The sequence below is a fragment of the Chryseobacterium sp. SIMBA_038 genome, assembly GCF_046535115.1.
Taxonomy (GTDB): Bacteria; Bacteroidota; Bacteroidia; order Flavobacteriales; family Weeksellaceae; genus Chryseobacterium.
In genome coordinates, this window is the sequence record NZ_JAWRXH010000008.1 from 102,411 (window position 1) to 125,167 (window position 22,757).

Below are 22,757 nucleotides of genomic sequence, written 5' to 3' on the forward strand. Positions count from 1 at the left end.
ATTATCGAGAAAATCAATATAACTATTATCTAAAATTATAATCTAAAAGAATCTGTCTTCTATGGTAATTAAAGCAAAACAATACCAAATATCTTTTGGCTAATAGATTTTTTAAAACAAAAAAGACGGTTTGTTCGTTTTTTTAGGGACGAAAAATTAGCTATTTTAGCCAAGCAAAATTTGAGCATTGCCTGGAAGGAGTGTTTTTTGAGAAAAAAATTATTCTTCCAGACAAGACAGACACATGCAAGGGATGAGAAAGCAAAAAAATATTCTCAAAATTTTTAATTAAAGTAAAATGAAATTTAAAAACTGGTTTTTATTGATTCTGTTGTTTTTAGCGACAGGAATTAATGCACAAATCAAAAATCCTGTAAAATTTAAACTTACGGTTAACGAACTGGGAGACAACCAATATGAAGCCGTGTTGAATGCAACAATGGAAAGCGGTTGGCATATCTATTCTAAAGATATTCCTGAAGACACGGGAATTCCGACAGAATATAAAGTTTCCGGAAAAAATATTAAACTGATTGGAAAATTTACCGAAACAGGCAAAAAACATGAAGAATTTTCTGAAGCTTTTGGCGGGAAAATTATTTTCTACTCCAATTCTGCAGGTTTCAAGCAAAAATTTAAATTAAAAGACGGAACAAAACCTGGTGATGTAGTTGCAGAAATTACTTATCAGACTTGTGACGACCGAGTTTGTCTGGCTCCAAATACGCTGGAATTCACTCAAAAAATAACACCAAAAGGTGTAACGGCAGAAGCTATTACTGAAAAATCAGAAACTCCAAAAGATTCTGTTAAAACAGTAGAAACTGCAGTACAAAATCCTGTAAAAACAGAAACAGCGGTAATTGCTGGAGTTTCAAAATTAGATCCAAAACAATTAAAAATTGAGTCTATTGATTTCCAAAAACCTTTGACAGATTGCGGAACAGCAGCCGTTAAAGACAGCGAAAATTATTGGACTTATTTATTCCTAGGATTTATCGGAGGATTGATTGCATTGTTGACTCCGTGCGTTTTCCCAATGATTCCGTTAACGGTTTCGTTCTTTACAAAAGGGAATAAAAATAAGGCAAAAGGGAAAAGAGATGCATTGATCTACGGATTTTTCATTCTTCTTATTTTTGTTTTATTAAGTGTTCCTTTTCATTTAATTGATGGAATTGCAGGAAATGTTTTCAACGAAATCTCAACAAGCATTTGGCTGAATATCGTTTTCTTCATTGTATTTATTTTCTTCGCAGGAAGTTTCTTCGGATACTATGACATCTCGTTACCAAGTTCAATCGCAAACAAATCTTCAAAAGCAGAAGAAGCTGGTGGAATCATCGGTATTTTCTTCATGGCTTTAACTTTGGTGATTGTATCTTTCTCTTGTACAGGTCCTATTTTAGGGAGTTTATTGGGAGGATCTTTATCGGGTTCATCACATATTCCAACGCTTTTAACTTTGGCTTTAACAGGGTTTGGTTTAGCTTGGGCAATTATTTTCGGATTGCTGGCTTTATTCCCGCAAGCATTACAAAGTCTTCCAAAATCGGGAGGATGGATGAATACTGTGAAAGTAGTTTTAGGATTTATAGAACTGGCTTTAGCATTGAAATTCTTATCAAAAGCAGATTTAGTTTCTAAAACTTTCTTATTAAAAAGAGAACTTTTCATCGTGATCTGGATCGTTATCGGAATTGGATTAACGTTGTATCTATTCGGATTAATAACATTTCCACACGACGATAAAAAACCGAAAATTTCTATTGCCAGAAAAGTTTTAGGAGTATTGGGAATTGGTTTCGTAATTTATATGATTCAAGGATTGATGCCATCAGATCGTCCGAAATTACAATTACTAAGCGGAATTTTACCTCCCTTGAACGTAAGTTATTTCCACGACGAAAAAGACGGAATTCTAGGAATGCATCCTGAGCATGATTTCTTCAAAGCTATTGAATTGGCCAAAAAAGAAGACAAACCTGTTCTAATTGACTTCACAGGTTACGGTTGCGAAAACTGTAGAAAAATGGAAGAATTCGTTTGGAGCGAACCGGATATTTTACCGATTCTTCAAAATGACATCGTTCTTGCTTCATTATATGTTGATGATAAAGAAGAACTTCCTGAAGATCAAAAAACTAAAATTGATCTTGGTGAAGGACAGGTAAAAAAAGTAAAAACGATTGGTGACAGATGGAGTTTATTCCAACAAGTTAATTTTAATAATAACTCTCAACCACATTATGTTTTGATTACTCCGGACGGAAAAGTAATTAATTCTCCTGTTTCAGGGTATATGCCGAAAGAAGATTTCAAAAAATTCTTGGAATGCGGTGTTAATTATTACAAAAAGAATAAATAAAAAATTCAAAATATTATTTAAAACTCATACTGAAAAGTGTGAGTTTTTTTATTTTAAACAATCAAATACAATCACTTAAAATATCCTAAAACCTTATGAAATTAAAAACTCATGAGGTTTTTTAATGTTAAATAACAATTGATTTTAGAAAATTTATAACATTTTCTAATTTTAGGTATAAACTTTGTATTGAATCTTTCAAATAAAGAACAATTATTCACTCTTTATCACAAACTGTTTAACATTAAAAAATATTAATTATGGCTGAAGTAATTGCACAAGAAAAACAAGGCGGCAAGCAAAAGAAAAAATTAATCAGAGTTGACATGACTCCAATGGTAGATTTAGGGTTTTTATTAATTACCTTTTTCATGTTTACCACCAACTTTACAAAACCTAATGTGATGGATCTGGGATTGCCTGCAAAAAGTCCGAATCCACATCCAATTGATATCCCTTACATTGATAACTTAAATCAAGTAACATTTGTTTTGGGGAAAGATAATCGAGTTTTTTATCATCAAAGTAATGCTAACGAATTAAATAAAAGCAATCTAAAAGAAACTGATTTTAGTGGAGTAAAAATCTCAAAAATCATTTCTGAAGCATATAACAATGCCCCAAATAAGGCAAATTTCACAGTAATTGTAAAACCTACTGATGATGCTAATTACAAAAATTTCGTAGACGTTTTAGATAACATCGCAATTTCTAAAAAAGAACGATACGGAATCACGGACATAAAACCTTGGGAAAAGAAAGTTTACGAGGAATTAACAAAATAATACGAAAGGGCATTTTTAAAATGCTCTTTTTTATTTAATTTTGAGACTATAATTTTAAATATTGATGAAAGACCTAATAACCGCAATTGCTATTACAACTTTAGTTGTTTCATGTTCAAAAAAAGACGCACAATCTACTCCAAATCAGTCAGACAGTACAAAAATCGTTGATTCTATTAATGCTGCCCGAACAAAAATAAATGACAGCATTAAAGCTAAAAACAGCGAAAATAATTTCAAAGATTTTAGCGGAGATCATAAATTCACTTATCAAAGTCAGAATTCTTCTACAAAAACAGGTTCTGTAAACTTCAAAAAAATGGGCAGGGATGATTACGATGTTTCAGGAAGTATAAAATCCGGAGAAAATTCCGTAACCATTAAAGGATCAGCTGTTGTAGTCTCTCCTAAACATCTGAATTTTACAGGAGAAATCACTCAAAGTATTTCATCAGACAACAACGGAAAACCTTACACCAGAAAAGGGACAAAAACATTCATGTCCAAAGACGGAGGAAAAACCTGGAGACTTCAGGATATGGTAAACGGTTCGGGATTTGTAGATTATATCGATATTCACTTTTAATATTTGAAATCATGCTGCACTTCGAGAAAAAAGGAAACGGAAAAGAGACATTGGTATTACTTCATGGCTTCATGGAAAACAGTTCTATTTGGAGCGATATGGAACCTCATTTGTCTGAAAATTTTTCATTATTAAAAATTGATCTTCCCGGCCACGGAAAATCTGAAATTTATGGAGAAATTCACACCATTGATTTTATGGCTGATGAAGTGAAAAAAGTTTTAGATGATCAGAAATTAGAAAAAGTTCACTTATTAGGACATTCCATGGGAGGTTATATTTCACTGGCTTTTGCTGAAAAATATCCTGAAACACTGAAAAGTTTAACCTTATTTTTCTCAACCTATTTTCCGGATGACGAAGAAAAGAAAGAACAGCGTATAAAAAGCTATAGAATTATTAAAGACGCTTTTTCGCATTATGCAAGAGCCGGAATTCCAAATTTATTCAATCCAAACGAAAGAGATATTCTGGAAGGAAAAATTGAAACAGCTTTAAGGGTTGCCCTTTCAACAAACAATTTAGGAGCTTTAGCCTCTGTAAAAGGTATGGTTGAAAGAACCGATAAAAAACATGTGCTGGAAAATCTTGAAGCTAAAATTTTGGTAATAGCAGGAAAGCACGACAATGCTGTAAAAACCGATAAAACCATTAAAAATCTTCCTGAAAGAACCAATCTCAAATCTTACATTCTTGATTGTGGACACAACGGACACTGGGAAAAGCCAGCGATCTGTGCTGAAATCATCAATACAGAACTTCTTCACAATATGCCGAAAAATTTAGTTTTCTAAAAATTATTTATGAGAATTTTCATCCTTTCAATTGTCTTTTTTTCATTTTTCAGTTGTAAAAAAGAGACGCAATCTTTAGATAAGAACAATCTAAAAGATTCGGTTGCCGTTACGGAAAACACATCGAAAGACACTTTAAAAACTGAACAAAGCAAGTCGGGAATTTTTAATTTCCAAACTGAATTATGCGAAAATAAAGGATATTTTGACGAAAATAAATACACCAAAGAAGAGCTTGAAGGAACTCACACACTTTGGTTTCAAATGGGCGGCATATTGCTCAACACACCTTCTGTTTTTAATCTAAAAGGTCTTGATGAAGTAAGAAAAGATAAAGATCAAATTTTATCTAAACTTAATCAAGATTTTCTTGAGAAAAAGAAAACTTTAGAAAATTTAAAAATAGTAAAGGTTCCTTATTGGGAAAATGTGAAAAAGAATAGAATTCAAGAATTGATGGAGGAATATGAGTTTCGAAAAACTGAAATTCAGGCTTTTTCCGATCCTTCCGTTTTGTTGAATGCTAAACTTTCAAAAGGTTGCGAGAATTTTATAAAATCTTTAAATTCAAACGACGCTCAAATGATTGAAGAATGGAGAAAACTTCGTGAAAATATGAGCAAAAAAAATGGCGATCCACAAAGAATTTTAAACGAATTTGAAGAACATCTGAATTCTGCTGATAAAAAAGATTATGCCATCATTGATTTAATAACTTTTGGTTGGGGAAACTGCACGAATGGTAATATCAACAGTATTCCGCATGATGAAAAAATGAACAAACAATTTGAAGATCTTTTCATAAAAATCGATTCCGATTGCGACGAACCTTAATATTCTTTTACCAAAAATTCCCGTATATTAGTAAAGATTAAATTTTTCAATGAGTCTATTCTCTTCCAAAAAAAAGAAACCAATCATCGGCCTGACACTTTCGGGTGGAGGAATGCGCGGAATCGCTCATATCGCGGTTCTGAAAGCTTTGGAAGAATACAATTTGAAACCACAGATTATCTCCGGAACAAGCGCTGGATCTATCATCGCAGCGTTCTATTCTTTCGGAAAATCTCCGGACGAAATGATGGAAATTGTAAAACACACGACATTTTTTTCAAGATCATATTTAAGACTTTCCAAAAACGGTATTTTTAGTTCAAACTTTATTTTAAAATTATTAAAAGATTATTTCCCTGAAGACGATTTTAAAATCCTGAAAATCCCCGTCTATGTTGCAGCTACAGAAATGACCCACGGAATTGTCGATTTCTTTTCGGAAGGCGAACTTTTCACTCCTCTTTTAGCTTCATCAAGCGTTCCTTTTGTACTTCCGCCCGTAAGAGTGGGTGAGAAAATATATATTGATGGCGGCGTTCTCGACAATCTTCCCATTGAACCAATCATTGATAAATGTGATTTTTTAATTGCTTCCCATGTGAATTCAATTAGTTATGACAGTCTCGATAAAATGAGTTTAATGAAAGAATTTGACCGAATTTTACATTTAGCCATCGCAAAATCTGTTTACTCTAAAGCAACATCATGCGATATTTTTCTCGATCCTCCGAAAATGACGAAGTTCAGTTTATTCACTAAAAAAAATCTTGACGTCATGTTTCAAGAAGTTTACGAATATACTTGTAAAGAACTTGAAGACAAAGGACACAGTCGAGTTTCTTGAGTGAGAGGGTTGGAGCGTTTGAGTGTTGTCGTATTTTAGGGTCATTGCGAGGAGCGACAGCGACGAAGCAATCTCTTATAAAAAAAGATTCTTCACTCCACTTCATTTCGTTCTGAATGACAACTACAATCTAATCAACCTATTTCACTCAATTATAAATTTTCCTCTGCAATTTTAGCTTTAAAATTTTCAAGTGTATCTGCTAAAGAAGCATTAGATTTTCCACCTGCTGCATTGATATGCCCTCCTCCACTGAAATATTTTCTTGAGAATTGATTCACATCTACATCATCTTTACTTCTGAAAGATATTTTAATGAAATCATCATACAAATCTTCCATGAAAAACGCAGACATTCTTACACCAACAATGCTCAGTCCATAATTCACAAAACCTTCGGTATCGCCTTTTTGGAAACCATATTCCTGAAGTTCTTTTCTTGTTAAATATAAAACAGCCACTTTACCGTCGTTCACCACTTCGATTCTTCCTAAAATCAAAGCCAATAAATGAAGACGTGAAACCGTATTGGTATCCCAAGTGTTGGAAGTTATAATAGATGGATCCGCACCTTTTTCAATTAAATTAGCAATAATTCTATGCGTTGCTGCGCTCGTAGAACGAAAACGGAAACCTCCCGTATCCGTCATAATTCCTGTGTAAAGACATTCTGCAATATCTTTATTCACCAAATGCTCGTCATTCATCGCTTCAATGAAGTGATAAATCATTTGACACGTTGCAGGAATTATCGTATCAGAATATACATAATCAAATTCTTCAGGCTGCTGATGATGATCGATAAGAATTTTTTTAGCTCTGGCTTTTACCAACCAATCGCCTAAAATTCCGATTCTCGCAGGAGAATTAAAATCAAGACAGAAAATAACATCTGCTTCATTAATAATATCAAAAGCTACCTTTCTTTTGTATTCGGCAACAATGTTTTTTCTTGCTTCGGGCATCCATTTCAAAAACTTAGGAAAATCGTTGGGTACAACCACTTCCGCATTGATTCCTTTTGCATGCAAATAATGCTTTAAGCCCAAACTAGAACCAATAGCATCTCCATCCGGATTATAGTGTGTAAGAATAACTATTTTGTTTTCAGGAATAAGAAGTGCATTAATTTCTAAAAGTTCTATTGGTGTAAACATTTATTTTCTTTAAATTTGAGTCTTCAAAGATAGAGCTTTTAAATAAATCATTACTCATTATTTTTAAACACTGTGCAAGTCATTTATTCATGGGCATGATAAAATTAACGATGAAAAAAGATTCAATATTTTCTAAAAAAAGAGTCGTTAAGTTTGGAACTTATAAAAAAATCTATATCTTTGCAACCTGAAAAATTAATATTAATTACGACTTAAATATATAGTAATGAGTAAAAGAACATTCCAACCATCGGAGAGAAAAAAAAGAAACAAACACGGTTTCAGAGAAAGAATGTCAACGCCTAACGGTAGAAGAGTTTTGGCAGCAAGAAGAGCTAAAGGTAGAAAGAGTCTATCTGTAAGTTCTGCAAGAGCTAAGAGATAATATCTTAAATTACAATATACAAAAATGCTTGAAAAGAACTTTTTCAGGCATTTTTTGTTGTTAAAATTTACTAAAATTTAGTTTCTTTAGGTTTCTTTTTTCTATTTTTAAGATCTGAAAAAATATTTTAGAAATAGCCTCTTAAATTTGAATTATGCCACATACAAATATTGCCGGAGATAGTATTATAAGTTTACAACACGCGAAAATTGCGCAAAAAAACTTCACTGTTCTTTCTGATGTGAATCTTAACATCAAAAAAGGCAGATTCTGTTATCTTATCGGAAAAACGGGTTCAGGGAAAAGCTCATTATTAAAGACACTTTACGGGCATATTCCGTTAGCGTCCGGACATGGAGCTGTTGTTGGTTTTGATCTCGCAAAAATGAGAACTTCCGACATTCCTAACCTTAGAAGAAAATTAGGAATTGTTTTCCAGGATTTCCAATTGCTTTCTGACAGAACTGTTGAGAAAAACCTGAAATTCGTTCTTGAAGCTACCGGATGGAGCGATAAAACAAAAATGGAAGACCGTATCAACGAGGTTCTTGGAAGCGTAAACATGAAAAGTAAAAAGCATAAAATGCCTCACGAACTTTCCGGTGGAGAACAACAGCGTGTGGCGATTGCAAGAGCTTTATTAAATCACCCAGACCTTATCTTAGCCGATGAGCCAACAGGAAATCTTGATCCGGAAACTTCTAATGAAATTATGACCTTGCTAAAACAGGTTGCTTTAGAAAACGGAGCTGCCGTGGTAATGGCAACGCATGATTATCACATGATTCAAAATTTCCCTGGAGAAGCGATCAGATGTGAGGATGGGAAAGTTTCTGTGCTGGATACAGCAGAATTATTTGAATAATAAATTGAGAAATTCAGAGATTTAGAAATTACTAACTTCTAAGATCTAATTTCTAACTTCTATCCCTTAAAAACATGAAACTCTTTTGTGAGTTCAAGATATTGGTCCGAGTATTGTCTCGGACTTTTTTCTATAATAAATTCAGATTCTTTGGGTTGATTTTCACTTAAAGAAAACTCCAAGATCAGTCTTTTTACTTTTGAATTTTCTATTCCTTTAATGTTGATTCTTCGCGTTAAAAACAATTTATTTTCTTTCGCTATTTCAATAAAATCAACTCCAACCTCGGCAGGAATAATTACAGAAAAAATTCCTTTTTCGGAAAGTAATGTTGATGATTTCGAAATTAATTGTTGAAAGTTTAATTCAACCGTTTGTCTGGCAATTTTATCTTTTTCAGAGCCGGATTCTTCAAAATAAGGAGGATTGGAAACTATTAAATCAAACTTTTCTTCTGTTTCAAAATTTTTAAAATCATGAAGAATATTTTTTAACCTTGAATTAAATTTAGACTTCTCGAAATTAGATTTTGTAAGATGTACAGCTTCTTCATTAATATCTAAACCTAAAAATTCAGCTTTGAAATTTCTTTGAGCTAACATTAATGAAATCAAACCCGTTCCTGTTCCTATTTCTAAAACTTTAGACTTGTCATCAACATTCGCTAAAGCACCCAACAAAACACCGTCTGTTCCTACACGGAAGACATTTTTAGACTGATAAATTTCGAATTGTTTAAACGTAAAAGGCTTCACTATAAATTGGTTGGCAATGTAATTGTGAATGTTGAACCTTTTCCTACCTCAGACTTTACAGAGATTTCTCCTTTATAGTCTTCAACCATTTTTCTAACCATTGATAAACCTAGTCCCATTCCGCTATTTTTTGAGGTGAAATTAGGCTCAAAAATCCTTTCATATATATTTTCAGGAATCCCAATGCCATTATCCTGAATGGAAACCATCACTCTTCTCTGGTGCTGTTCTACATCCACATTAATAATCAATTTTCTTTCATCACTTTCAGCCTGTTTGGCATTGGTAACAAGATTGGTAATAATTCTGGAAAGGTAAATCCTATCCATATTGATCATAATATTGCTTTTATTGGAATGTATAAAGATACTGTCGTCATTGAAAACACGTAGAATATCTTCAACCTCGGTGTTCAGATTGATAACCTCATTATTTTTTTCGGGAAGCTTCGCAAATTCTGAAAAAGCAGACGCAACTGTGGCAATCAAATCGATCTGATCAACCATTGTTTTGCTCATTTGCTTTACCCTTTCTCGAATATTTGGGTCTTCGGGATCAAATTTTCTTTCAAAATTTTGGATAGTCAATTTCATTGGCGTCAAAGGATTTTTCACCTCATGAGCAACCTGTTTTGCCATTTCGCGCCAAGCTTCTTCCGAGGCTTTAAAACGTAATCTCTCCTTTTGATCCTGAATCTGGAGAATCATCCTATTATACGCTCTTGCCAGAGCATTTAGTTCATCATTTTTATAATATCTGATAGGGTGCATTTCATTTTCAAACAATGTAATACGGGTGATCATATCAGAAAACTTAGTAATGGTTTTTGCTAAATTATTAGAAGTAATCCAACTCAGCCAAATACTGAATAAAATAAGAAAAATATCAACCAATAAAATGTATTTAACATATTGGTGAAGAACATCAAGATATGCCGATTCATTGTGATACAAAGGAATGTACACAATACCTACAGGATCCAGAACATTATTTTTCAACACTAAATAAGACGAAGTAAAAACCGCATCTTTAGCCTGATCATATCCTCTGATATCCACTCTGGCATCGGTAGCCAGAATTTTATTAACAATATTTAAAGGAATCGTTTTTTGCTCTACCAAACTTTCATCTTTATTAGAAAGAAGGTAGTTGCCTTTTAAATCATAAATAACAATATCGTGTTGGTTGATATCCGCGATTTCAAGAATTTTATTACCCAAAACCTCGGTAAGATCTTTTGTTTCCACAAGAGATCTACTCACAGCATAATCCAAATATCCCATAACGGCATTGGTTTTATCCTGCATATCTATCCTACTCTGTTCCAGAGAATTACTTCTTAAAACAAAATAAGGAACCAGCGAAGAAGCCGCAACACTTAAAAGACATACGAGCAAGAAACCGAAAAACACCCGATTTCTTAAACTATATCCTTTGTACTTATTTATTGCCATTCTGTTTATTAATTAACCTAGCAATATACTTACCAATTATGTCGAATTCCAGATTAACTTTATCTCCGGTTTTAAGATGCTGCATATTGGTAAACTCCCATGTATATGGAATAATTGCTACTGAAAACTGAGAATCTTCACTTTTTGCAACGGTTAAACTTATTCCGTTTACTGTAATTGAACCCTGAGGAACGGTTACAAAATTCCCGTTGGATTCATATTTAATAGTAATAAAATAGCTTCCGTCTTTATTCTCAATTCCTACAACCTCGCCGGTGTGATCAACGTGACCCTGAACGATGTGCCCGTCTAATCTTCCGTCCATTTTCATGCAACGCTCAAGATTTACAACCGTTCCAACATTCCATTTTCCAAGGTTGGTTTTTTCTAAAGTTTCATTGATCGCCGTAACAACATATTGGTCATCTTTAATCTCCACAACCGTTAAACAACAGCCGTTATGAGCAAGACTTTGATCTATTTTTAATTCATTGGTGAAAGGGCATGTTAAAGTAAAATCAATGTTACTTCCTTTTTCTTCAATCTTTTCAATAACTCCAACTGCTTCAATAATTCCTGTGAACATATTATTTTTTGCTAAATTTGTAAAATTATAATCTTCAAAGATAATCAAAATGAGCCCAAAAAACCATAAAGTACGAGTAGGAATTTCAATCGGGGATTTCAACGGCATAGGACCAGAAATCATCATGAAGTCTCTGAAAGACAAAACAATCACCGATTTTTTCACTCCGGTAATTTTTGGTTCAGGGAAATTATTTACCTATCAGAAAAATATTTTTAAGCTTAATTTAAACTTTAATTACATCAACGAAACTTCACAGGCACAGGCAGGAAAGATCAATATGCTGAATCTTGTGAAAGATAATTCGAATGTAGAATTGGGAAAACCAACCGAAGAATCAACCAAATTGGCGATAGATTCTTTGGAAGCAGCAACTGAAGCTTTAATGAAAGGAGAAATTGATGTTCTTGTGACAGCTCCTATTAATAAAGATGAAATGATGAAGATGGGCTTCAAACATGCCGGCCACACAGGATATTTTGAAGAAAAATTTAATAAAAAAGGATTGATGTTCTTGGTAACAGACGATTTAAAAGTTGCCGTTTCTACCCATCACATTCCATTAGCGCAAGTGGCTGAAAATATTTCTAAGGAGAAAATTAAAAAGCAAATCCGAGCTTTAAATCAAACTTTAATTGAAGATTTTAATATTTCCAGACCGAAAATTGCGGTTTTAGGCTTAAATCCACATTCAGGAGACGGCGGCGTGATTGGAAGCGAAGAAATTGAAATTATTTCTCCGGCGATCAAAGAACTTTCAGACAATGGAATTCTGGCCTTTGGTCCTTTTCCTGCAGACAGCTTTTTTCAACCGAGCAAATACAGAAGTTTTGATGCCGTTTTAGCGATGTATCATGATCAGGGATTGGCTCCATTTAAGACTTTAGCTTATGAAGAAGGCGTAAATTATACCGCTGCCCTTCCTTTTATCAGAACATCTCCCGATCACGGAGTTGCCTATGATATCGCAGGACAAAATATTGCTGATGAACAAAGTTTTACAGAAGCAATTTTCACGGCTATTAAAATTTTTAAAAACAGAAGCGAATATAACGAGCTGATGAGCAACCGTATGCAGCCAAGAAAAATGGTTAGCGACAACGGAATTGATGAAGATTTACCAGATGAAACTGAAGCATAAATCCTTAAATCAAATTTAAAATTAATTTGTTTGGGATTTTATTTGTAATTATAAAAAAAATGCATATTTTTGCACACTCATTTTATGGACAAGTTAAGAAACTATGACGTGAGCTTTTCCGGACTTAAAACGGGGAAGCATCAGTTCAAATTTGAGATTGACAAGACGTTCTTTCAATTATTTGACACTGAGCAAGAATTTACAAATCCTAAGATTTCAGTAGATGTTTTACTTGATAAACACACTACTTTCTTAGAATTTGAGATAAAAATCGATGGAATCGTAGAACTAGTTTGTGATATTACAAACGACAGCTTCGATCATCCCATTGAAAACGAGATCAAGGTTTTGGTGAAGTTTGGAGAAGAATACGATGACAGCGAAGAAGATGTTATCACGATCCCAACCAGCGACCATGCTTTCAATGTAGCACAGTTGATTTATGAAAATGTAGCCCTTTCCATACCAATGAAAAAGGTTTCACCAAACATAAGCGACGAAGATCTTGAAATTCTTGAAAAATTCAGTCCGAAAGAGACCGAAGAAGAGGAAGAACCGCAAAGTGATCCCCGATGGGAGGCACTTAAGAAATTAAAAGATAAAAATTAAAATAATTTAAATATGATGAGATGATGAAAAAAATCTCATCGCTCATCAAATTAAAAAAGTTATTACAAGATGGCACATCCAAAGAGAAGACAATCGTCCACAAGAAGAGATAAGAGAAGAACTCACTACAAAGCTGTAGTTCCTCAACTAGCTAAAGATGCAACAACAGGAGAAATGCACCTTTACCACAGAGCTCACTGGCATGAAGGGAAACTTTACTACAGAGGTAAAGTAGTACTGGAAAAAGAAGTAGCAACTACTGAAGAAAACTAAGAAGTCGTTTTTCACTGAAAAACACTCGTTTTTATACAAAAACCGCCCAATTTTTATAAAATTTGGCGGTTTTTTGTTGTTTTTTACGTTTTTTTGGTATCTTTGACCCAAAATCAAATATCAAATTTATGGACATTAAAGACATACAAAATCTTATTAAGTTTGTATCTAAGGCTGAAGTTTCTGAAGTGAAGTACAAAACTAAAGATTTCGAAATCACTATTAAAACTCCATTAGCTGGAAGCGAAGTTTCTTATGCTCAACCTGCAGTTTACCACACTGCACCGCAACAAATGGCTGCTCCGGCACAAGCTCCGGCTGCTGCATCTGTACCTGTTGAAAAAGCCGAAGCTGCATCTGATGACAGCAAATATATTACAATCAAATCTCCAATGATCGGAACTTTCTACAGAAAACCATCTCCAGATAAAGATGTTTTTGTAAACGTTGGTGATGAAGTTTCTGTTGGAAAAGTGGTTTGTGTAATTGAAGCAATGAAATTATTCAACCAGATTGATTCTGAGGTAAGCGGAAAAATCGTTAAGATTTTAGTTGATGATGCTACTCCGGTAGAATATGACCAACCTTTATTCTTAGTAGATCCATCTTAACTAGAAGTTAGATGTTAGACATTAGATGTTAGACTAAAATTCTACATTCAAATAACATTAATCTAATTTTCAAATTATCTAATTTTCAAATTTAAGAAGATGTTCAAAAAAATATTAATTGCCAATCGTGGCGAAATTGCAATGCGTATCTTACGTACTTGTAAAGAAATGGGAATCAAAACTGTTGCAGTATATTCTACTGCCGACAAAGATAGTCTTCACGTTAGATTTGCTGACGAGGCTGTTTGTATTGGTCCCGCAATGAGTAAAGACTCATACCTAAAAATCCCTAACATTATTGCTGCTGCAGAAATTACAAATGCAGACGCGATTCACCCAGGTTACGGATTTTTATCTGAAAATGCTAATTTCTCAAGAATCTGCCAGAAGAACGGTATCAAGTTTATTGGTGCTTCTCCTGAGCAAATTGAGAGAATGGGAGATAAAGCCAACGCTAAAGCTACCATGAAAGCAGCAGGTGTACCTTGTGTACCAGGTTCTGAGGGATTAATTGAATCTTACGAACACGCTGTAAAAACTGCTGAAGAAACAGGTTATCCTGTAATGATCAAAGCTACTGCCGGTGGTGGTGGAAAAGGGATGAGAGCTGTTTGGAAAGCTGAAGACCTTAAAGAACACTGGGAATCTGCAATTCAGGAAGCTGTGGCTGCATTCGGAAACGGAGGTATGTACATGGAAAAACTGATTGAAGAGCCTAGACACATCGAAATTCAGGTTGCGGGTGACCAATTTGGTAAAGCTTGCCACCTTTCTGAAAGAGACTGTTCTGTACAAAGAAGAAATCAAAAATTAACGGAAGAAACTCCTTCTCCGTTCATGACTGACGAACTTCGTGAGAAAATGGGTGACGCAGCTGTAAAAGCGGCAGAATTCATCGCGTATGAAGGTGTTGGTACGATTGAATTCTTGGTTGATAAACACAGAAATTTCTATTTCATGGAAATGAATACGAGAATTCAGGTGGAACACCCAATTACTGAGCAGGTTATTGATTATGACTTGATCAGAGAGCAAATTCTTTTGGCGGCTGGAACTCCAATTTCTGGAATTAATTATTATCCAAAATTGCATTCAATCGAATGTAGAATTAATGCTGAAGATCCTTACGCTGATTTCAGACCATCTCCGGGGAAAATCACAGGATTAAACATTCCTGGTGGACACGGAATCAGAGTTGATACTCACGTTTATTCTGGATATACAATTCCTTCTAACTATGACTCAATGATTGCAAAATTAATCACGACGGCTCAAACCCGTGAGGAAGCGATTGCAAAAATGAGACGTGCTTTGGAAGAATTCTATATTGAGGGTGTAAAAACTACAATTCCTTTCCACAGACAGTTGATGAATGATGAAGATTATCTTTCAGGAAACTACACTACAAAATTCATGGAGAGTTTTGTAATGGATAGAAAATACGATAATCACTAAGATTATTTTTAAATAAAAAACTTTGAAACTGTCTCATTTTGAGGCAGTTTTTTTTATTTCTAAAATCACTCATTTGTGGTATTGCGAGTTATTTTTAGGTCAATTACTTTTAATTTAAGATTTTTTCAACTTAATTTTAAATCAAACTACAGAAAATGAGACAAAAAAATAATTCAAAACGGTTTTTAGCATTGATCATGTTCTTCGGATTCTGGAGTTTGTTTTCGGCTCAGGAAAAAACGATTATCAAAATACTTAACCGAGAACTGAAAAAAGAAGTAAAAAATCAATTAAAATATTCTAATTTCAACGGAGATACCATCAGTATTATTAAAGAATTCAGTATTGATAATAATAAAAACCTGACTTTTCAAATTAAAAAGACAAGTCCATATTTCATTGGTTACCAAATTATTAAACAAGAAGTCCCGCTTAATAAGATTGTGAAAATCGGAAAAGATATTCAAATAATTTTAGAGACAGAAAAAGACGCTGTTATAACAACGACGACAACTTTCGACGAAACCAAAAAGGAACAAAAACTTACGGAAAGTCTATTTTTCCTCTACATTTCTAATGAAAAACAAAATGACGACTTAGGAATTGAATTACAGAAAGCCTTTCAAAAAGCAGGTTTTAATGTTAAGAAAGAATATTGGTATGATTAAGTTAAATCTATTTCAAAAATTATTGACATGAAACTTAAAGGTATCGAAAAAAAATTATTGAACCCCTGCTATTTTCCATAAAATATGAATATAGCCATTATTCCAAAATGGGCAAAGATCGTATTTTAGAAGAAATCATCAAACTGGAAATAATTCTACCAAACTGCATTTTTTACGTAGATCACAATCTTTATCAATAATTTTCAGGCATAATATTCATTTAAATTTCATTAAAAAAACATTCTTTTTATTTATTATTACTGATTCAAGTCACTTTCACAACTTTAAAATAAATCACTAACTTTGTACAAAAGCAAAAATATATGTCAACAGTAGAAACAGCAAAAAACTCACAGTATTTTATTGACCTTGAAGACAAACATGGTGCCCACAACTATCACCCTCTACCAGTGGTTTTAGACCGTGGAGAAGGCGTTTTCGTTTGGGATGTGGAAGGCAAGAAATATTATGATTTTCTTTCTGCTTACTCTGCTGTAAATCAAGGACATTCTCATCCTAAAATTGTTGAAGCTTTAGTCAATCAGGCTAAGAAATTAGCTTTAACGTCAAGAGCTTTTTACAACTCTAATTTAGGAGAATACGAACAGAAAATTACCACCCTTTTTGGTTTTGATAAAGTTTTACCAATGAATTCCGGAGCAGAAGCTGTGGAAACTGCGGTAAAATTAGCAAGAAAGTGGAGTTATGAAGTAAAAGGAATTTCAGAAAACGCTGCAAAGATCATTGTTTGTGAGAATAATTTCCACGGAAGAACAACAACGATTGTTTCTTTTTCAAATGATCCTGATGCGAATCAAAATTATGGTCCTTTTACTCCCGGATTTATTAAAATTCCGTACAATGATATCAAAGCTTTAGAGGAAATTTTAACTCAAGATGCTCAAAATATTGCTGCATTTTTGGTTGAACCGATTCAAGGAGAAGCAGGAGTTTACGTTCCGGACGAAAATTTCCTGAAAAATGCTTCTGAATTATGCAAAAAACACAACGTTCTTTTCATTGCCGATGAAGTACAAACCGGTATCGCAAGAACTGGTAGATTAATTGCTTGTCACCATGAAGATGTTCAACCTGATATTTTAATTTTAGGGAAAGCACTTTCAGGCGGAATGTATCCCGTGTCTGCTGTATTGGCAAACAACGAGATCATGAATGTTATCAAACCCGGACAACACGGTTCCACATTCGGAGGAAACCCGATTGCATGTGCAGTTGCCGTTGCAGCTTTAGATGTTGTAGCTGATGAAAAATTATCTGAAAGAGCAGAAGAATTAGGTCAATTATTCAGAAGTGAAATTGAAAAACTGATTGAAAAATCTGATTTGATTACGAAAGTAAGAGGAAAAGGTTTGTTAAATGCTATTTTGATCAATGATACTCCGGACAGCTCTACTGCATGGAATCTTTGTTTACAGTTAAAAGAAAACGGATTGCTGGCAAAACCTACTCACGGAAATATCATCAGATTGGCTCCACCATTGGTAATTACAGAAGAACAATTACTTGATTGTGTGAGAATTATTGAGAAAACGATTTTAGAATATACAAAATAAATATGCCTGAACTCACTGAAAAAGTAAGTGGCTTAATCATAACGTATAACGAAGAGAAAAACATTCGGGAAGTACTCGAATGTTTTGATTTTTGTGACGAGATTGTAGTAGTTGATTCATTTAGTACAGATAAAACATTGGAGATTGCACAAACATTTCCCAATGTAAAAATTATTCAAAACACTTTTGAGGACTTTACAAAGCAAAGAAATTTAGCTTTAGACCATGCTAAAAACGATTGGGCACTATTTTTGGATGGTGATGAGAGGATAACACCTCAACTTAGAAGCGAGATCATCGAAAAGTTAAATAGACCCTATAAAAAAGATGCCTACTATTTTTACAGAAAATTCTTTTTCGCAGGAAAACCTATCAACTATTCAGGAACTCAGACTGATAAGAATTTTAGACTTTTTAGAAGATCTAAAGCGAGGTATATTGCAGGGAAAAAAGTTCATGAAACTTTAGAAGTTAACGGAACAATCGGAGAGTTTAAAAATAAACTGCTGCATTATTCCGTTTCAGATTATGATTCATATAAACAAAAGATGATTCATTACGGAGTTTTAAAAGGACAGGAATTAGCTATAAAAGGTAAGAAATACAGTATTTTAGCTCAATACTCTAAAACGGCATTTAAGTTTTTTAAGGCTTATATTATGAGGCTTGGAATTTTGGACGGAAAAGAAGGCTATCAGCTTTCCTACCTGCAGTCATTAAGTGTTTTTGAAACTTATGAATCATTAAAAAAGAGCAAAATTAGTTGATGAAGATTTGTATAATTAGTTATGATTTCTGGGGATATGATCAATATATTGTTGAGACATTAAGCAAAAAAGGCATTAATGCTCATCATATTAAGATCGCTTCAATTACTCACTCTAACTTTGGAGAAAGGGCTACAAATGCCCTAAGCAAAACTCTTCTCAACAGAAACCTAAAGAAGGAAAAAAGACAGCAGTTTGTTCTGGATTCATTGGATGAACAAGGTCATTATGATCAGATTTTAGTTTTAAATCCTGATACTTTCAGCATATCTACTTTAGAAAAAATAAAAAAACATACCGACAGGCTCATTACTTATCTTTACGATAGTCTCGACAGAGTTCCTGTAAATGAAAATAAATTAAAACTTTTTGATAAAATATTCTCATTCGATATTGCTGATATTGATAAATTTGGATTTGAAAAACTAACCAATTACATCTATCTTCCTCACCTCTCAAATGATACACAAAAACCTGAAATGGATCTTTTTTACATCACTTCATATGATAATAAAAGAGTTTCGTTTATAAAAACTCTTGCAAAAAGATTAATTGATCTTGATCTAAAATTTCAGATTATGATCATAGGAAAAAAAGGTTGGAAACATCAAATCAAAAACCTGTTTACTACTGTTCCTGAAAATTTATCTATTATTTTCAGCATCAAAAAAATATGTCACGAAAAGTTGCCTAAATTTTATCAAAATTCAAAGGCTTTGTTAGATTTGACTCGTGAAAATCAATACGGACTGAGTTTCAGGGTATTTGAGGCGCTAGCTTTAGATAAAAAAATTATTACAGACAATGAAGCCATTAAAAATTACGATTTTTATAATCCTAATAATATTTTGGTTTTAGACGAAACTTGTAGTAACCTTGACAGAGAATTCTTTGATAAGCCTTATGAAAAAATTCCGGAGGATATCTATTATCAATACACGCTTGATCATTGGACAAACAGAGTTTTTGAATTAAATAAAGACTAATAAATGGGAATTCTAAAGAAAATTAAGAAATATTTCAACAGAAAAGAAAAACTCAAAGCTCTTAACACCAATGATATTGTCAATATAGAATTATTTGATTCTTCAAAAAAAACAATATTATTCGCTTCAAGGGACTTCCCTACTCATGATAAAGATTCCGGATCAAACAGGTTGAAAGAAATCATTTTGATCTATAAACAATTAGGATATAACTGTATTCTGTTTGCTCCCAATATGTTTGAGGACGATTCTTATGTGAAATTTTATAAACAGCATCAGGTCATCGTATTTGTAGAAAACACAAAATATAACAGTATTTACAATTTCATTTCCGCTTTTAAAAATATTGATTATGTGTGGTTTAACGGTCCTCTTGCCTTAAATTTATTCTACAAGAAAATGAAAAGTATTCTGCCTAATACAAAATTCATGTATGACATGGTGGATATTCATTTTTTAAGATATAAAAGAGCAATTGAGATTGAACCTACCCGTATTTCTTTAAAGAAAAACTATAAACATTTCTTTCATTTAGAAACTGTAATTGCGCCACAATTGGATTATATTATTGCAATTTCAGACAAAGAAAAAGAAATAATGAGTGAATATGTGGATAAAAATAAAATCATTACGATTTCAAATATTCACTATCCGAAAATTGATATTTCCGAAAGAAAATCATTTAATGAAAGTAAAGGAATCATTTTCATAGGCTCAATCCACGAACCGAATATTGATGCTGTAAGATTTTTATATGAAAAAATAATGCCTCTTGTCTGGAAAACAAATCCGGATCTGAAAGTAAGCGTTATTGGTAATGTTGCAGATAAATTAGACATCAAACAATTTCCGAAATTTGATTTCCTGGGCTTTGTTGAAAGCATCGAAGAGCATTTTATGACTTCAAAAATCATGGTCGCTCCGCTAAGGTTTGGTGCCGGAGTTAAAGGAAAAATAGGACAGGCTTTTGAATACTTTTTCCCTGTAGTAACAACTGATATTGGCGCAGAAGGAATGCAATTGATCAATGAGAAAAATGTATTGATCGCAAATGACGAAAAAACGTTTGCTGAAGCTATTCTTCGACTAAACAATGATGAAGAGCTATGGAATACACTAAGAGACAATTCAATAGACAGTCTGAAACCATTTTCTTTGGAAGCAGTGAGCTCTACGTTAAAAGAAATTTAATCCCTTTAGATTTTTATCTATGAATAATTCCAACTTTCTGGTCAGTATTATTGTTCCCTGTTACAATGCGTCTTATTATGTAAAAGAGGTGCTTTACAGCATCCAGAATCAAACCTATTCGAATATTGAATGTATCATCATCAATGATGGCAGTACAGATAATACTTTAGATATTATTAATGAGTTTGCAGATGTGAGATTTCACATTTATAGTCAGGAAAATAAAGGTCTTTCTGACACTAGGAATTTTGGATTGGAAAAAGCTGCCGGAGATTTCATATTTTTCTGTGACAGTGATGATATTCTTCCTCCAAAAGCTATTGAGGCTTTATTATCAAAACACACGGGAAAAGAAGACATTATTGTTGGAAAAACAGCTAATTTTTCTTGGGAAGAGAAAAAAATAATCTCTTATTTACCTCATCCGAAAGAGCATCAATTTTTAGCAAACACCAATTCTGAAGTTCTATTAAAAAATATAACCGTAGGATTGAGTCCGATTGCTCAGAACAAATTATATAACGCTAAGTTTTTAAAAGAAAACAACTTAAAATTTTTAAGCGGAATTTACCACGAAGATGAATTATGGTTCTTCGAAACAATGTTTAAGGCAAAAAACGTAATCTTTACTCCAGAAATCACCTATCATTATACTGTTGATAATGCACAATCTATCACCAAAAAAAACAGTGATAAAAATCTTTTAGGATATTTAAGTGTCATCAAAACTATTTACGATAAATATTATTTAAAATATCCGAACCAAAGCATTATTGCCTATTACATTTCTTATTTAAAGAAAATCATAATTGGAAATTATAAACATCATTCAAATTACTCAAACGAAGCGCTTAAACAAATGGAAACAACTTTCAAAGAAGTAAATCCGAAGTTTAGTGAGCAAATTGAATTAAAAAATGTTGAGAAAAAATATTTTCAATATATTAATGCTGTAAGTTTAAAAGATGCAGATTCAATAAAAAAAGAGTATTTTAATAATCCGGTTAACAGTTTAAGAAAACAGTTTAAAATTCTGTTATTCAGTATCTTTAATTCAAAATAAAAAAAGTGAAAAAGAAAAGATTTCTTTTGGTAATGCCCGATTATTCTGATTTTCCAAAGCTATTTTTAGATAATTTGGAAAAGGAAGGATTTGACACGTATTTAATTACGGACAAACTTCCAAAATTTAAATATAAAAGCAGCGAAAGCGTCAAAAATTTTTTCGTTAAAAATATTCTTAGAAATAAAGAATACAAGCAAAATCTCATCAATCGACACAACTTTGAAGAACTTAATAAAAGTCTTTCCAAAATTGATGATGAACTAGATTATATTCTGGTTATTCGACCAGATAATTTCCCGATTTCTTTCGTGAAAAATTTAAAGAAAAAAACAAAAAAACTCATTGCCTATCAGTGGGACGGAATTGAAAAATTTCCGGAAGTGAAAAATTATTTCAATCTTTTTGACACTTTTTTTTGCTTCGAAAAAGTAGAATCTGAATATAATATTAGGTCTATTACTAATTTTTATTTCGATCATTTACCACCTTCTCAAAAAAGCTATAATACAGAAAAACCTATATTATATTTCGTCGGTTTATATTGGAAGAGCCGTGAAGAAAAGATTGATAAATTTATCGATCAGGTATCTCGTTTTCCTGTAGAATTATCAATTTTTATTCAATATTTCAAAGAACCTGAACAGAAAAATGATAAAATTAAATACATCCAAAACAGAATAACTTTTGAAGAAAATCTGGAATTTGTGAAAAATTCAGATATCCTTTTGGATTTTGTTGATCCTTTACACAATGGGCTTTCTATCCGTTTTTTTGAAGGAATGTATTATAAGAAAAAAGTAATTACTGATAATATTATGGTAAAAAATTATGACTTTTACCATCCTGATAATATATTTGTCGTAGAAAATGACAATTATAAAAATATTGAGCAATTTTTAAAAGCTCCCTATCATGAACTGTCTGAAGATATTGTAAAAAAATATGGTTTCAGTAATTGGATAAAGGAGGTTATAAAATAATATTTGACTTATAAATACAATAC

Annotated in this window: 24 protein-coding genes; 20 read left to right on the top strand and 4 right to left on the bottom strand. The window is 32.8% G+C overall.

What is annotated here, in order from left to right:
- Positions 1 to 298: 298 nt before the first annotated feature.
- From SB689_RS19120 to SB689_RS19145, 6 genes are all read left to right on the top strand, one after another.
- Positions 299 to 2,368, top strand: coding sequence for a cytochrome c biogenesis protein CcdA (locus SB689_RS19120; RefSeq protein ID WP_410693682.1), 2,070 nt, complete (start codon positions 299 to 301; stop codon positions 2,366 to 2,368).
- Positions 2,369 to 2,628: 260 nt separating this feature from the next.
- Positions 2,629 to 3,153, top strand: coding sequence for a biopolymer transporter ExbD (locus SB689_RS19125; protein WP_410693683.1), 525 nt, complete (start codon positions 2,629 to 2,631; stop codon positions 3,151 to 3,153).
- A 64-nt stretch (positions 3,154 to 3,217) separates the two neighbouring features.
- On the top strand, positions 3,218 to 3,739 hold the full coding sequence (locus SB689_RS19130; protein ID WP_410693684.1) for a hypothetical protein: 522 nt from the start codon (positions 3,218 to 3,220) through the stop codon (positions 3,737 to 3,739).
- 11 nt (positions 3,740 to 3,750) lie between these two features.
- Positions 3,751 to 4,533, top strand: a complete 783-nt coding sequence (locus tag SB689_RS19135) for an alpha/beta fold hydrolase (protein WP_410693685.1) — start codon at positions 3,751 to 3,753, stop codon at positions 4,531 to 4,533.
- Positions 4,534 to 4,542: 9 nt separating this feature from the next.
- On the top strand, positions 4,543 to 5,367 hold the full coding sequence (locus SB689_RS19140) for a hypothetical protein (protein WP_410693686.1): 825 nt from the start codon (positions 4,543 to 4,545) through the stop codon (positions 5,365 to 5,367).
- A gap of 49 nt (positions 5,368 to 5,416) precedes the next feature.
- A complete protein-coding gene (locus SB689_RS19145) occupies positions 5,417 to 6,211 on the top strand; it encodes a patatin-like phospholipase family protein (protein ID WP_410693687.1) in 795 nt (264 codons plus the stop codon).
- Positions 6,212 to 6,363: 152 nt separating this feature from the next.
- Here the strand turns inward: SB689_RS19145 and SB689_RS19150 are convergent, their stop codons facing one another.
- Complete coding sequence (locus SB689_RS19150; protein ID WP_410693688.1) at positions 6,364 to 7,368, bottom strand: DHH family phosphoesterase; 1,005 nt, start codon at positions 7,366 to 7,368, stop codon at positions 6,364 to 6,366.
- Positions 7,369 to 7,594: 226 nt separating this feature from the next.
- Here SB689_RS19150 and rpmH point away from each other — a divergent pair, with 226 nt between their 5' ends.
- The gene (gene rpmH, locus SB689_RS19155; protein ID WP_054511485.1) at positions 7,595 to 7,753 is read left to right on the top strand and encodes a 50S ribosomal protein L34; all 159 of its coding nucleotides are present in this window, start codon (positions 7,595 to 7,597) and stop codon (positions 7,751 to 7,753) included.
- Between the two features lie 154 nt (positions 7,754 to 7,907).
- Positions 7,908 to 8,618, top strand: a complete 711-nt coding sequence (locus SB689_RS19160; protein WP_066754755.1) for a cell division ATP-binding protein FtsE — start codon at positions 7,908 to 7,910, stop codon at positions 8,616 to 8,618.
- Positions 8,619 to 8,677: 59 nt separating this feature from the next.
- On the opposite strand, the gene SB689_RS19165 is transcribed toward SB689_RS19160, so the two are convergent.
- Genes SB689_RS19165 through SB689_RS19175 form a run of 3 tightly spaced genes read right to left on the bottom strand, consistent with a single transcriptional unit; the run spans position 8,678 to position 11,413 of the window.
- The gene (locus tag SB689_RS19165; RefSeq protein ID WP_410693689.1) at positions 8,678 to 9,373 is read right to left on the bottom strand and encodes a tRNA1(Val) (adenine(37)-N6)-methyltransferase; all 696 of its coding nucleotides are present in this window, start codon (positions 9,371 to 9,373) and stop codon (positions 8,678 to 8,680) included.
- A complete protein-coding gene (locus SB689_RS19170) occupies positions 9,373 to 10,827 on the bottom strand; it encodes a sensor histidine kinase (protein ID WP_410693690.1) in 1,455 nt (484 codons plus the stop codon). The genes SB689_RS19165 and SB689_RS19170 overlap by 1 nt, the downstream gene beginning before the upstream one ends.
- A complete protein-coding gene (locus SB689_RS19175) occupies positions 10,814 to 11,413 on the bottom strand; it encodes a riboflavin synthase (protein WP_410693691.1) in 600 nt (199 codons plus the stop codon). Before SB689_RS19175 ends, SB689_RS19170 begins: the two co-directional genes overlap by 14 nt.
- 49 nt (positions 11,414 to 11,462) lie before the next feature.
- On the opposite strand from SB689_RS19175, the gene pdxA reads away from it, so the two are divergent.
- The 12 genes from pdxA to SB689_RS19235 all read left to right on the top strand — a co-directional run bounded on the left by pdxA (position 11,463) and on the right by SB689_RS19235 (position 22,734).
- Positions 11,463 to 12,554: a 4-hydroxythreonine-4-phosphate dehydrogenase PdxA gene (gene pdxA, locus SB689_RS19180; RefSeq protein WP_410693692.1), complete on the top strand. Its 1,092-nt coding sequence runs from the start codon at positions 11,463 to 11,465 to the stop codon at positions 12,552 to 12,554.
- An 84-nt stretch (positions 12,555 to 12,638) separates the two neighbouring features.
- Complete coding sequence (locus SB689_RS19185; RefSeq protein ID WP_410693693.1) at positions 12,639 to 13,163, top strand: YceD family protein; 525 nt, start codon at positions 12,639 to 12,641, stop codon at positions 13,161 to 13,163.
- Between the two features lie 69 nt (positions 13,164 to 13,232).
- The gene (rpmF, locus tag SB689_RS19190) at positions 13,233 to 13,436 is read left to right on the top strand and encodes a 50S ribosomal protein L32 (RefSeq protein WP_034678990.1); all 204 of its coding nucleotides are present in this window, start codon (positions 13,233 to 13,235) and stop codon (positions 13,434 to 13,436) included.
- Positions 13,437 to 13,564: 128 nt separating this feature from the next.
- Positions 13,565 to 14,047 carry an acetyl-CoA carboxylase biotin carboxyl carrier protein gene (accB, locus tag SB689_RS19195; protein ID WP_410693694.1) on the top strand — a complete coding sequence of 161 codons (483 nt, stop codon included), beginning with the start codon at positions 13,565 to 13,567 and terminating at the stop codon, positions 14,045 to 14,047.
- A gap of 99 nt (positions 14,048 to 14,146) precedes the next feature.
- Complete coding sequence (gene accC, locus SB689_RS19200; protein WP_410693695.1) at positions 14,147 to 15,502, top strand: acetyl-CoA carboxylase biotin carboxylase subunit; 1,356 nt, start codon at positions 14,147 to 14,149, stop codon at positions 15,500 to 15,502.
- Positions 15,503 to 15,657: 155 nt separating this feature from the next.
- The gene (locus tag SB689_RS19205) at positions 15,658 to 16,170 is read left to right on the top strand and encodes a hypothetical protein (protein ID WP_410693696.1); all 513 of its coding nucleotides are present in this window, start codon (positions 15,658 to 15,660) and stop codon (positions 16,168 to 16,170) included.
- A gap of 323 nt (positions 16,171 to 16,493) precedes the next feature.
- Positions 16,494 to 17,744 carry an ornithine--oxo-acid transaminase gene (gene rocD / locus SB689_RS19210; RefSeq protein ID WP_410693697.1) on the top strand — a complete coding sequence of 417 codons (1,251 nt, stop codon included), beginning with the start codon at positions 16,494 to 16,496 and terminating at the stop codon, positions 17,742 to 17,744.
- 2 nt (positions 17,745 to 17,746) lie between these two features.
- Positions 17,747 to 18,511: a glycosyltransferase family 2 protein gene (locus SB689_RS19215; protein ID WP_410693698.1), complete on the top strand. Its 765-nt coding sequence runs from the start codon at positions 17,747 to 17,749 to the stop codon at positions 18,509 to 18,511.
- Positions 18,511 to 19,497, top strand: coding sequence for a hypothetical protein (locus tag SB689_RS19220; protein WP_410693699.1), 987 nt, complete (start codon positions 18,511 to 18,513; stop codon positions 19,495 to 19,497). Before SB689_RS19215 ends, SB689_RS19220 begins: the two co-directional genes overlap by 1 nt.
- A 3-nt stretch (positions 19,498 to 19,500) precedes the next feature.
- Positions 19,501 to 20,688, top strand: a complete 1,188-nt coding sequence (locus SB689_RS19225; RefSeq protein ID WP_410693700.1) for a glycosyltransferase family 4 protein — start codon at positions 19,501 to 19,503, stop codon at positions 20,686 to 20,688.
- A gap of 19 nt (positions 20,689 to 20,707) precedes the next feature.
- Positions 20,708 to 21,751 (top strand): glycosyltransferase family 2 protein, encoded by a 1,044-nt coding sequence (locus tag SB689_RS19230; protein ID WP_410693701.1) that lies wholly within the window; start codon positions 20,708 to 20,710, stop codon positions 21,749 to 21,751.
- A gap of 5 nt (positions 21,752 to 21,756) precedes the next feature.
- Entirely contained in the window at positions 21,757 to 22,734 is a 978-nt protein-coding gene (locus SB689_RS19235; RefSeq protein WP_410693702.1) for a hypothetical protein, read from the top strand.
- The last annotated feature ends 23 nt before the right edge of the window (positions 22,735 to 22,757 follow it).